Genomic DNA, 12,082 nt, shown 5'->3' on the forward strand with positions numbered 1-12,082 from the left:
GGACGATGTTCCACGACAGGAGTTGAGTATGGAATTCAGTAACCCCTTCGATAATCCGCAGGGCCAGTTTTACATTCTGCAAAATCACCAACGTCAGTTTAGCCTTTGGCCGCAGCAGTGCTCGCTTCCTGCTGGCTGGCAAATTGTTTGCGAACCCCAATCCCAGGAAGCCTGCCAGCAATGGCTGGAAACAAACTGGACCACGCTTACGACCGCGAACTACGTCGATGTGCAGGAGGCTCCATGACTCAGCGTTTACCGTTAGTGGCGGCTCAGCCGGGGATCTGGATGGCCGAAAAACTCTCCACATTGCCCTCGGCGTGGAGCGTGGCGCACTACGTAGAGTTAACTGGCGAACTGGACGCGTCGTTGCTGGCGAAAGCCGTTGTGGCGGGCCTGGAGCAGGCCGATACCCTGCGGATGCGGTTTAGCGAAGATAACGGTGAGATCTGGCAATGGGTGGATTCTGCGCTCGCCTTTGCGCAACCTGAAATTATCGACCTGCGCGAAAAATCCAATCCACATGAGGCGGCGCGTGCGTTGATGCAGGCAGACCTGCAGCAGGACATACGTGCTGATGGCAATAAGCCGCTGGTTTTTCACCTGCTTATACAGGTGGGAGAAAAGCGTTGGTATTGGTATCAGCGTTACCATCATTTGCTGGTCGATGGCTTCAGTTTTCCGGCCATTACCCGCCAGATAGCCGCAATTTATCGCGCATGGCTACACGGCGAGCCTACGCCAGACTCGCCTTTTACGCCGTTCGCCGAGGTGGTGGAGGAGTATCAACAGTACCGTCAAAGCGATGCCTGGCAACGCGACGGCGCTTTCTGGAGCGAGCAGCGAAAGCAACTCCCGCCTCCTGCCTCGCTGTCGAACAATCCGTTGCCGGGACGATCGGCCAGCGCGGATATTATTCGTATGAAGTTAACCGCGCCTGAAGGGGCGTTTCGTCGGCTTGCGGCACGTATGCCTGACGTTCAGCGTGCGGATCTGGCCCTCGCGCTGGTGGCATTGTGGCTGGGACGTTTATGCAGCCGAATGGATTATGCCGCCGGGTTTATCTTTATGCGGCGCATGGGGTCGGCGGCGTTGACCTCCGCAGGACCGGTTTTAAACGTACTGCCATTTGGTGTGAGGCTGGATGCGGCAGAAAGCTTGCCTGTGCTTGCACAACGACTGGCCGGGCAGTTGAAGAAAATGCGTCGGCATCAACGTTATGATGCCGAACAAATCGTTCGCGACAGCGGGCGTGCAGCTGGTGCTGAGCCGCTGTTTGGCCCGGTGCTGAACGTGAAAATATTCGACTATCAGCTGAATATTCCCGGCGTTCAGGCACAAACCCACACGCTGGCGACAGGGCCGGTGAATGATCTTGAGCTGGCGTTATTCCCGGATGAAAACGGTGGGCTGAGTATTGAAATTCTGGCCAATAAACAGCGCTACGATGCAGAAACGCTGGCGCAGCATGCCTCGCGTTTAATCGGGCTTATCGAGCAGTTTGCCGACAATCCGGCGCTATGCTGCGGCGACGCCGGGATGCTGTTGCCAACAGAACATGAGCGGCTGGCGAAGATTAATCACACCACCGTCGAGATCCCGTCCACTACGCTGAGCGCGCTGGTGGTACAGCAGGCCGATAAAACGCCGGATGCCCCGGCGTTGGCCGATGCCCGCTATCAGTTTAGCTATCGCGAAATGCGCCAGCAGGTCGTGGCGCTGGCGAGCCTTTTGCGTGCACGCGGCGTCAAGCCTGGCGACAGCGTCGCCGTGGCATTACCGCGTTCCGTGTTCCTGACGCTGGCGCTGCACGGTATCGTTGAAGCCGGTGCAGCCTGGCTGCCGTTGGATACCGGATACCCGGACGATCGCCTGCGGATGATGCTCGAAGACGCGAAGCCAAAATTGTTGATCGCGACCAATGAGCAACTGGCGCGCTTTAGCGATATTCCTGGGCTGGAAAGTCTGTGCTATGACTCGCCCCTGCCAGCAGAAGATGCTGCTCCGCTGGCGCTATCTCAGCCCAATCATACTGCCTATATCATTTTTACTTCCGGTTCTACCGGTAGACCAAAAGGGGTGATGGTTGGGCAAACCGCCATCGTTAACCGTCTGCTGTGGATGCAAAATCACTATCCGCTGACCGCGGATGATGTGGTGGCGCAGAAAACACCGTGCAGTTTTGACGTCTCGGTATGGGAGTTTTTCTGGCCGTTTATTGCCGGGGCAAAGCTGGTAATGGCAGAGCCTGAGGCGCACCGCGATCCGCTGGCGATGCAGCAGTTCTTTGCCCAATATGGGGTGACGACCACGCACTTTGTTCCCTCTATGTTGGCCGCTTTTGTCGCTTCACTGACGCCGGAAACCGCGCGGGAGAGTTGTGCCTCGCTGAAACGGGTATTTTGCAGCGGCGAAGCCTTGCCTGCAGATTTATGCCGTGAGTGGGAACAGTTAACTCATGCGCCACTGCACAATTTGTACGGACCAACGGAAGCAGCGGTTGATGTGAGCTGGTATCCGGCCTGGGGGGAAGACCTTGCTGCTGTAACCGGCAACAGCGTGCCGATTGGCTATCCGGTATGGAATACCGGTTTACGTATCCTGGATGCCATGATGCGCCCGGTGCCTTTCGGCGTGGCTGGTGATTTATATCTGACAGGGATCCAACTGGCGCAAGGTTATCTGGGCCGTCCGGATCTGACCGCAAGCCGCTTTATCGCCGATCCGTTTAACGCTGGCGAACGCATGTATCGTACCGGAGATGTGGCGCGCTGGCTGGAAAATGGCGCGGTGGAGTACCTTGGACGCAGCGATGACCAGCTTAAAATTCGCGGACAACGCATTGAGCTCGGCGAGATTGACCGGGTGATGCAGCAGTTGCCTGATGTCGAGCATGCCGTTGCCCACGCCTGCGTATTCAACCAGGCGGCGGCGACAGGCGGCGATGCGCGTCAACTGGTGGGGTATCTGGTGTCACAATCGGGTTTACCGCTGGATACGTCAGCGTTGCGGGAAAAGCTGCGTGAAAAACTGCCTGCGCATATGGTGCCGACGGTATTGTTGCAGCTGGCGGAGCTGCCGCTTAGCGCGAACGGTAAACTGGATCGTAAAGCGCTGCCGATGCCGCAGTTGACGTCGCGTACTTCCGGGCGTGCGCCGCGAGCAGGGACTGAAACCACCATCGCGCAGTCTTTTGCGGCTTTGCTGGGTTGCGAGGTGAATGACGTGGCGGCAGACTTCTTTGCGCTTGGCGGACATTCGTTGCTGGCGATGAAGCTGGCGGCACAGTTGAGCCGGGTTTTTGAGCGTCAGGTGACGCCGGGGCAGATTATGGTGGCCTCTACCGTTGAACAACTGAGTGCTCTACTGGAGAGCACTGATGATGAGCAGTCGCAACATATGGGATTTGAGGCACTGCTGCCGCTGCGTGAAAGTCACGGCCCAACGCTGTTCTGTTTCCATCCGGCGTCGGGTTTTGCCTGGCAGTTTAGCGTGCTGTCGCGATATCTCAGCCCGCAGTGGTCGATTGTAGGTCTTCAGTCGCCACGACCGGATGGGCCTATGCAGACGGCGGAAAACCTCGACGCGGTATGCGAACATCATCTGGCAACGTTGCTCAGTCAACAACCTCACGGACCTTACTATTTATTAGGTTATTCGCTGGGCGGCACGCTGGCACAGGGGATCGCCGCGCGCTTACATACCAGAGGAGAGACGGTTGCATTCCTCGGACTGTTGGATACCTGGCCGCCGGAAACGCAAAACTGGCAAGAAAAAGAGGCCAATGGGTTGGATCCAGCGGTACTGGCGGAGATCGAGCGTGAACGCGAAGCGTTTCTGGCGGCGCAGCAGGGGAATGCGTCAGAGGCTTTATTTAACGCAATCGAAGGCAACTACGCCGATGCGGTTCGCCTGCTCACCACGGCACACAGCGTGCCGTTTGCAGGTCACGCTACGCTGTTCGTTGCTGAGCGCACGTTAGTACCGGGTGTCAGTCCTGAACGCAGCTGGTTACCGTGGATATCCAGTCTGGATGTTTACCGCCAGGATTGCGCGCATGTTGATATTATTTCCCCTGCCTCATTTGAGGCGATAGGGCCTGTAATAAATGCACTGATTAATAAATCTGTGTAACAAGACGAATATTGCTATCGCGGTGATCGAACAATTCCACGATGTAAATAATATGTTATGGAATTGTTCTTTTTTATGCAATACAAGGTGATGAAAGGGGTGAATAAATTCCGAATATAATTTTTGGTAGGGCGACAAGCACAAAGATTGTTTCGGATAATTCTGACTAGCTGGTAGACTTCTCCCACAGGAATGTTTTTCTTTTAGGAAAGTTTTCAGGTCACGCAACATGTCATCATTAAATATAAAGCAAGATAACGTTTCGGAATTTACTGGGTATCCTCAGCCAACGGCAAACGCAAATGAAATCGATTTAGTGAATCTAATCGAAATCTTATGGCGTGCAAGAACGAAAATTATAGCGACCGTTTTCGCCTTTGCTTGTGTGGGTATTCTGGTCTCTTTTCTGCTGCCACAAAAATGGACCAGTCAGGCCATCGTGACGCCGGCGGAAGCGGTTCAATGGCAGGGATTAGAGAATACGCTGACCAAATTGCGCGTGCTGGATATGGATATTAGCGTTAGCCGTGGTGATGTGTTTAACCTGTTTATCAAAAAATTCCAGTCGCCGTCATTGTTAGAAGAATATCTGCGCTCTTCGCCTTACGTAATGGATCAATTGAAAGGTGCTGATATCGACGAAATGGAGTTGCATCAGGCAATTGTCAGGCTCAGTGAGAAAATGAAAGCGGTTGATACTAACCTGGGTAAGAAGAACGAAACATCGCTGTATACCTCATGGACACTGAGTTTTACCGCACCTCAGGCCGAAGAAGCCCAGTCAGTGCTGAAGGGATATATCCACTATATTTCTGCCCTTGTGGTGAAAGAAACGCTGGAAGATATTCGCAATAAATTGTCCATCAAAACCAGTTATGAAAAAGAAAGACTGGAGATGGATCGCGTCAGGCTCAAAAACCAGTTGGAAGCAAATATCCAGCGACTGAACTACTCGCTGGAGATTGCCAATGCCGCCGGGATTAAAAAGCCGGTCTACAGTAATGGCCAGGCGGTGAAGGATGACCCCGATTTCTCTATTTCACTGGGTGCTGACGGCATCGAACGTAAATTAGAAATAGAAAAATCAGTAACGGATGTTGCTGAAATTAACGGTGAATTACGTAATCGCCAGTACCACGTTGAGCAACTGTTAGCGATGAATGTGGGTGACGTAACATTTACGCCGTTTAAATATCAACTTTCACCTTCGCTGCCGGTGAAAAAAGACGGTCCGGCTAAATCAATGATCGTTATTCTGGCCGCATTACTGGGGGGAATGGTGGCGTGTGGTGGTGTTCTGTTGAACCATGCCATGATGTCGCGTAAGCAAAAAATGACGTTTATTGAGCAGCAACTGGTGTGATGAATTGTCGTATGGCGGCAAGCTGGCCGCCATACTGTAACGCGTGTTATTTGTTGCGTCCAAGCGGCACCACTAACGGCGTTCCGGCAACCGGATCGTCGATAATCATACAGCGCAGCCCATAGATTTTTTCAATAAGCTGCGCGGTGACGATCTCCTTCGGTGCACCCTCGGCAATAATTTTTCCGTCACGCAGCGCGATCAGGTGTGTTGCATAGCGACAGGCCTGATTCAGGTCGTGCAAAACGGCGGCCAGCGTGTAACCTTTTTCCCGGTTTAGCTCACTCAGCAGTTCCAGCAGATCGATCTGATGACTGATATCCAGCCAGGTGGTGGGTTCATCGAGCAGCATAATCGACGTTTCCTGCGCCAGCACCATCGCAATCCATGCACGCTGACGTTGTCCGCCGGAAAGGGTATCCACACTTTGTGATGCCAGGTGGGTGATACCCGTCGCCTGCATGGCGTTTGAGACCGCAATTTCATCCTCTTGCCGCCAGCGGGTAAACAGCGGCTGGTGTGGGTAGCGTCCGCGGGCAACCAGCTCCTGTACCGTAATATCCCCCGGCGTGGTGGCGTTTTGCGCCAGCAAACCTATTCTGCGGGCGACTTCTTTGCTGGCATAGTGCTGAATATGCTCGCCGTCGAGCCAGACCTTGCCGTGCACGGGCGTCATCAGACGACTCAGCGTGCGCAGTAGGGTTGATTTCCCGCAGCCGTTTGGCCCGATAATCGCGGTGAAATGGCCGTCGGGAATCGACACATTGAGGTTTTCCGCCACGGTAAACTTGCCATAACCCAGCGTTAACTGGTCGCCACGCAAACGGGCTACTGATTCGATCATTTTTTGCGGGACTCCTGAATTAACAAGACGATAAGATAAATACCGCCGAGGCTTACGGTGACAACGCCCACCGGAAGCTGATAAGGCATAAACAGCTGTTGGGCGCATAAATCCGCCATCAGCAACAGCAACGCGCCGCACAGCGCCGACAGGGTTAATCCCCAGCGAGATGTACCGCTTATACGTCGCGCGATATGCGGCGCAACAAGAGCAATAAACGAGATAGGACCGGCCAGCGCGGTGGCGGCAGCGGTCAGTACTACCGCAACCAGCATCATCATTAGACGTGAACGCTCAACGCTGACGCCAAGCGCACAGGCGCTGTCATCACCCATTTCCAGTAAACGCATCCGGCGTACCAGCAGCGCGGCGCACACCAGCATGATGATAATCAGCGGGGCAGAAGGCCAGGTTTTGGCCCAGGTCAGGCCATTGAGCGATCCGGCGTTCCACAGCCCGGCCGTCAGCGCGGTTTCTAATGATGCTTTCAGCAGCAGCCAGGTGTTGAACGCCACCAGCATGGCGCGAATGCCGATACCAATAATAATCAGCCGGAAGGTGTCGATCCCATTGCGCCAGGCGAGCGCCCAGACCACCAGAGAGGTCAGGAACCCACCCAGCATGGCCGCCAGCGCGATAGCGGTGAGATGCTGTCCGAACAGCACCATTGCCACCAGCACACCGCTCCAGGCTCCGGTATTGAAACCCATCACATCCGGGCTACCCAGCGGGTTACGCATCAGTGACTGAAATATTGCGCCGCTCACACCGAGAGCCGCGCCAATCAATAGCGCCATGAGCGCGCGTGGCAAACGCCATTCGGTTACCACCAGCGTAATACTGCGCGGCGCATCGCCGAGCAAGGCGGCAATAATTTGCTGGGTTTCCAGCGTAACAACGCCGCTACGCAGGCTCCACAAACCAATGACGAGACAACCTGCAACCAGCAGCAGGCTGCTGATTATCAGGCGGCGGGAGAGGTGCATCATGCGCCACCTCCGCGCGATTTACGGCGTACCAGAAAGATAAGCACCGGTGCACCGATAAACGCACTGACTACCGACACGCGCAGCTCGCCGGGGACAATCAGGCGACCGATTATATCGGCAATCAGTAACAGAGAAGGCGTTGCCAGTAGGGTTACGGGCAGTGACCAGCGGTGATCCGCCCCCACCAGCCAGCGCGCCATGTGCGGCATCATTAGGCCAATAAAGGCGATAGGACCGACAATCGCGGTCGCGCTGCCGCACAGTACGGTAATAACCAGCAGGCCAATAAATTGCGTGCGAGCGACTTTACTGCCAAGCGCGGTAGCGGTGTCGCTGCCGAGACTCAGGCTATTCAGAGCGCGACTGAGAAACAGTGCGACAGCCGCGGCAATCAGTACCGGTACCAGCACAACTTTCAGCGTTTGCAGGCTGCGGATATCCAGTGAGCCGGCTTGCCAAAAACGCAGCTGATCGTAAACGTCCGGGTTGAGCAGGGCGATGCCGGTGGATAATCCTTCCAGCACCGCGCCCAGCGCAACGCCCGCCAGCGTCAGACGTACTGGGCTTAACTGCCCGCCGCCCTGACTACCGGTAAAAGCTACGATCAGCGATGCAGCCAGCGCACCGCAAAAGGCCATCAGCAGCTGTTCTTGCGCAGAGGAAAAGCCGAACAGCGCGGCCCCCAGCACAATAGCGAAGCTGGCGCCGGAGTTGACACCCAGAATGCCGGGATCGGCGAGAGGGTTACGCGTGAGCGTTTGCATAAGTGCGCCAGCCAGGCCCAGCGCGCCACCGGCGAGCAGCCCCGCCAGCGTGCGCGGCAGGCGCGCGTCCAGCACGATGGTGCAATCAGCACTTTGACAACTGCCGGTGAGCGCATCCAGCACCACGGAGGCAGGTAGCGACTTGGCGCCAATAACCAGACTTAATACCGTGGTGAGAACAAGTAATAACAATAGTCCGGGCACGGCGAAGGCGCGTGTCGCGGAAACAGAGCATGACATATCAACTTCCCTGATAATGATAGTAATTATCGTTATCGATCTTATTTGGATATGTTAGCATGTGCAGCCATCGAATGGATATTGAAAAAGTACCTGGTAAGGCTCTGTAATGAATCGACAATCCTGGCTGCTCAATCTCAGCCTGTTAAAGACCCACCCAGCATTTCGCGCAGTCTTCCTCGCCCGTTTTATTTCCATTGTCTCTCTGGGGCTACTCGGCGTGGCGGTTCCGGTACAGATCCAGATGATGACCCAGTCGACCTGGCAGGTGGGTTTGTCGGTGACGTTGACCGGTAGCGCAATGTTTATTGGCCTGATGGTGGGCGGAGTGCTGGCCGACCGCTATGAGCGTAAAAAAGTGATCCTGCTGGCGCGTGGAACCTGTGGTATTGGCTTTATTGGCCTGTGTCTGAATGCGCTGCTGCCCGAACCGTCGTTGCTGGCGATTTATCTGCTTGGCTTATGGGATGGTTTCTTTGCCTCTCTGGGCGTGACCGCATTGCTGGCTGCGACGCCAGCGCTGGTTGGGCGCGAGAATTTGATGCAGGCCGGGGCGATTACCATGCTGACGGTGCGTCTGGGATCGGTAATTTCACCGATGCTTGGCGGGGTGCTGCTCGCGACTGGCGGCGTGGCCTGGAACTACGGACTGGCGGCGGCGGGAACCTTCATTACCTTACTACCGTTGCTGAGCCTTCCTGCGTTGCCGCCTCCGCCGCAGCCGCGCGAGCATCCGCTGAAATCGCTGCTGGCAGCATTTCGCTTTCTGCTTGCCAGCCCGCTGATTGGCGGCATTGCGCTGCTCGGTGGTCTGTTAACCATGGCGAGCGCCGTGCGTGTGCTGTATCCGGCATTGGCGATTAACTGGCACATGTCGAGTGCGCAAATTGGCCTGTTGTATGCGGCTATTCCGCTGGGGGCAGCCGTGGGCGCATTGACAAGCGGACAACTGGCGCACAGCGTTCGCCCGGGACTGATTATGCTGGCATCGACCGTGGCTTCATTTCTGGCTATCGGCCTGTTTGGCTTGATGCCCGTCTGGCAGCTTGGTGTGGTTTGTCTGGCGCTGTTTGGCTGGTTGAGCGCGGTCAGCTCTTTGTTGCAGTACACCCTGTTACAGACGCAGACGCCGGAAGCGATGCTCGGGCGAATTAACGGTTTGTGGACGGCGCAAAACGTCACCGGCGATGCGATTGGCGCGGCGTTGTTAGGTGGTCTGGGCGCGATGATGACGCCGGTTGCTTCGGCAAGCGTGAGTGGATTTGGACTGGTGATTGTCGGTCTGTTACTGCTGCTGCTGTTGGGAGAAGTGCGCCGATTCCGGCAGGTCCCCGTGAATGTCTGATCGCGTTGTGCTCTACGGTTGTAGGCCGGATAAGGCGTTAGCCGCATCCGGCGCTGAACATTAAAACAGAGCCGACAGACGTTGCAGCAGCAGCGTGGCGCTGTAGTAGTCGAGACGGAAGGTTTCCGTACCCAGGGCGTAAACGCGTTTATTCTGCACGGCTGGCAGATGCGCCAGAAGCGGATTGGCGTAAATAGCGTCGGCATCTTTGCTGTCGCCAGCAAACAGGAACAGCGCTTCGCCGTTCAGGCCTGCTGCCAGGTTCTCACCGCCAAGCTGGATGATATCGTGGCGTTTGCCCTGACTCTGGCTGGTGTGCAAGTTGGCAGGCAGCGTTGCCAGCGTGAACCCTAACTGCTCCATCAGCTTGCCTTGCGCTGACTCAGGCGTCCACAGGTTGGCGCTGTGCGCCGCGGCGGTATATACCAGCGCGCTGACCGGCTGTGGTGGCAGGGTAATATGTTGCTTAACCGCCTGAAGTTGCTTATCAAACTCGGCAATTCGCGCAGCTGCCTGTTGCTCCTGACCGGTAATTTCACCTAACTGGGTCAGCAGCGACTGCCAGCTTTTATCGTCGTAATTAATGATGAGCGTTGGCGCAATGGTGGACAGCTGATCGTATAGCGCGAGGGCAGAATCTCCCCCAGTAGCGCTTACCAGAATCAGATCCGGCATTTGAGCTGCGACGGCCTCGGCGCTCGGTTCGCCGATATACAGGCGGCTCAGTTTGCGTTCTTTTGCTACTTCGCTCCACTGACGTAAAAAGCCCTGCGCATCGCCGATGCGATTGTTCGGCGTAGTGGCACCGCTGGCAATGACCGGGGCATCAATCGCCAGCAGCGAGCCGGTGAGGGTTACGCTGGTGGAGACAATGCGCTGCGGCTTATGCTCAAGCGTATGCGTGCCGCGGCTGTCAGTAACCTGACGCGGCCAGTCGGCGGCGTGACCTGAAGAAATTCCTGAAAGAGATAAACCTGCCAGTAAGAGCACGGTGCGGCAAAAAGAGGGGAGACTCACGAATCGGCTTCCTGTTATCAGTATGAGTAATGCTTCTCATTTTCATTGTTAGCGAGCAAGGATGCAAGCCAAAGTCGCACATTGTGCTACCACAAGAGTTGACATACCGCCGCTTTACTTTTAGGTTAGCGACCGAAAATATAAATGATAATCATTATTAGAGCCTTTATCATTTTTTGGAGGATGATATGGATACGTCACTGGCCGAGGAAAAAACGCAGACTATGCCGACGCTCGCTCCCGACAGTTTTTTCTTTATGTCGCCGTACCGTAGTTTTACGACGTCAGGATGCTTCGCCCGCTATGCGGAACCGGCAATTGATGGCGATTCGCCAGACAGCCCTTTCCAACAGAAAATGAACGCACTGTTTGCTGATGCCAAATCGCAGGGCATCGCGAACCCTGTCATGGTCGGGGCGATTCCCTTTGATACCCGCCAGCCATCATCGCTGTTTATTCCCCAATCATGGCAGAGCTTCTCTCGTACGGCGAAGCAGCAATCATCACGTTACTTTACCGCGCATCAGTCGCTGAACGTCGTTCAACGTAAATCGATCCCGGAACAGGACTTTTTTGAAGATATGGTCGCCCGGGCGGCTGCGCTGACGTCCACTCCAGAAGTCGACAAAGTGGTGTTGTCACGCCTGATCGATATCACCGCCGATGCCAACATTGACAGCGGTGCGCTGCTGGAGCGTCTGGTGGCGCAAAATCCAGCGAGCTACAACTTCCATGTACCGATTGAAGACGGCGGCGTATTGATTGGTGCCAGCCCGGAACTGCTACTGCGCAAAGAAGGCGATCGTTTCAGTTCTCTGCCGCTGGCGGGCTCAGCACGTCGTCAGCCAGATGATGTGCTGGATCGCGAAGCAGGGATCCGCCTGCTGGCGTCTGAGAAGGACCGCCATGAGCACGAACTGGTGACGCAGGCGATGAAAACGGTATTGCGCGATCGCAGCCGTGAATTGCAACTGCCTTCTTCTCCGCAGCTGGTTACCACGCCGACGCTCTGGCACCTCGGCACGCCGTTTGAAGGTAAAGCCAACCCGCAGGAAAACGCCCTGACGCTGGCGTGCCTGCTGCATCCGACGCCTGCGCTAAGCGGTTTCCCACATCAGGTTGCGCGCAAGCTTATCGCCGAGCTGGAGCCGTTCGATCGTGAATTGTTCGGCGGTATTGTCGGCTGGTGTGATGCCGAAGGTAACGGTGAGTGGGTGGTGACGATCCGCTGTGCGAAGCTGCTGCGCAATCAGGTGCGTTTTTTTGCCGGAGCAGGAATTGTTCCAGCCTCTTCCCCGGTTGCGGAATGGCGTGAAACGGGGGCCAAGCTCTCCACGATGTTGAATGTTTTTGGACTGCATTAAGAGCCTTATTGACCAGGCTTCT

Annotated in this window: 9 protein-coding genes; 5 read left to right on the forward strand and 4 right to left on the reverse strand. The window is 55.7% G+C overall.

Translation table 11 applies throughout. The annotated features are described in order from the left end of the window. The first annotated feature begins 28 nt into the window (after positions 1-28). The 3 genes from OGY33_RS03385 (at position 29) to wzz(fepE) (ending at position 5,497) form a co-directional block, all read left to right on the forward strand. Complete coding sequence (locus OGY33_RS03385; RefSeq protein ID WP_191238769.1) at positions 29-247, forward strand: MbtH family protein; 219 nt, start codon at positions 29-31, stop codon at positions 245-247. Next, a complete protein-coding gene (gene entF, locus OGY33_RS03390; RefSeq protein WP_191238768.1) occupies positions 244-4,134 on the forward strand; it encodes an enterobactin non-ribosomal peptide synthetase EntF in 3,891 nt (1,296 codons plus the stop codon). Before OGY33_RS03385 ends, entF begins: the two co-directional genes overlap by 4 nt. 229 nt (positions 4,135-4,363) lie before the next feature. Continuing rightward, positions 4,364-5,497 carry an LPS O-antigen length regulator Wzz(fepE) gene (gene wzz(fepE) / locus OGY33_RS03395; protein ID WP_191238767.1) on the forward strand — a complete coding sequence of 378 codons (1,134 nt, stop codon included), beginning with the start codon at positions 4,364-4,366 and terminating at the stop codon, positions 5,495-5,497. Between the two features lie 46 nt (positions 5,498-5,543). Here the strand turns inward: wzz(fepE) and fepC are convergent, their stop codons facing one another. From fepC to fepD, 3 genes are read right to left on the reverse strand one after another with little or no spacing between them, the layout of a single operon-like run. Continuing rightward, positions 5,544-6,341 carry an iron-enterobactin ABC transporter ATP-binding protein gene (gene fepC, locus OGY33_RS03400; RefSeq protein ID WP_167820324.1) on the reverse strand — a complete coding sequence of 266 codons (798 nt, stop codon included), beginning with the start codon at positions 6,339-6,341 and terminating at the stop codon, positions 5,544-5,546. Beyond that, positions 6,338-7,330 carry an iron-enterobactin ABC transporter permease gene (gene fepG, locus OGY33_RS03405; RefSeq protein WP_286571114.1) on the reverse strand — a complete coding sequence of 331 codons (993 nt, stop codon included), beginning with the start codon at positions 7,328-7,330 and terminating at the stop codon, positions 6,338-6,340. Before fepG ends, fepC begins: the two co-directional genes overlap by 4 nt. Further along, a complete protein-coding gene (gene fepD / locus OGY33_RS03410) occupies positions 7,327-8,334 on the reverse strand; it encodes a Fe(3+)-siderophore ABC transporter permease (RefSeq protein ID WP_003831192.1) in 1,008 nt (335 codons plus the stop codon). Before fepD ends, fepG begins: the two co-directional genes overlap by 4 nt. Before the next feature lie 109 nt (positions 8,335-8,443). Here fepD and entS point away from each other — a divergent pair, with 109 nt between their 5' ends. Beyond that, a complete protein-coding gene (gene entS, locus OGY33_RS03415; RefSeq protein WP_003831193.1) occupies positions 8,444-9,679 on the forward strand; it encodes an enterobactin transporter EntS in 1,236 nt (411 codons plus the stop codon). A 60-nt stretch (positions 9,680-9,739) separates the two neighbouring features. On the opposite strand, the gene fepB is transcribed toward entS, so the two are convergent. Beyond that, complete coding sequence (gene fepB / locus OGY33_RS03420; protein WP_079934792.1) at positions 9,740-10,696, reverse strand: Fe2+-enterobactin ABC transporter substrate-binding protein; 957 nt, start codon at positions 10,694-10,696, stop codon at positions 9,740-9,742. A gap of 188 nt (positions 10,697-10,884) precedes the next feature. Between fepB and entC the strand changes: the two genes are divergently transcribed. After that, positions 10,885-12,060: an isochorismate synthase EntC gene (gene entC, locus OGY33_RS03425; RefSeq protein ID WP_191238765.1), complete on the forward strand. Its 1,176-nt coding sequence runs from the start codon at positions 10,885-10,887 to the stop codon at positions 12,058-12,060. Positions 12,061-12,082 lie beyond the last annotated feature (22 nt).

It is taken from the genome of Citrobacter sp. Cpo032 (genome assembly GCF_030332975.1).
GTDB lineage: Bacteria > Pseudomonadota > Gammaproteobacteria > Enterobacterales > Enterobacteriaceae > Citrobacter > Citrobacter portucalensis.

Coding starts and splice junctions, on each gene's coding strand:
- entF (WP_191238768.1), top strand. CDS start 244: ATGACTCAGCGTTTACCGTTAGTGGCGGCTCAGCCGGGGATCTGGATG.
- OGY33_RS03385 (WP_191238769.1), top strand. CDS start 29: ATGGAATTCAGTAACCCCTTCGATAATCCGCAGGGCCAGTTTTACATT.
- fepD (WP_003831192.1), bottom strand. CDS start 8,334: ATGTCATGCTCTGTTTCCGCGACACGCGCCTTCGCCGTGCCCGGACTA.
- entS (WP_003831193.1), top strand. CDS start 8,444: ATGAATCGACAATCCTGGCTGCTCAATCTCAGCCTGTTAAAGACCCAC.
- fepG (WP_286571114.1), bottom strand. CDS start 7,330: ATGATGCACCTCTCCCGCCGCCTGATAATCAGCAGCCTGCTGCTGGTT.
- fepC (WP_167820324.1), bottom strand. CDS start 6,341: ATGATCGAATCAGTAGCCCGTTTGCGTGGCGACCAGTTAACGCTGGGT.
- entC (WP_191238765.1), top strand. CDS start 10,885: ATGGATACGTCACTGGCCGAGGAAAAAACGCAGACTATGCCGACGCTC.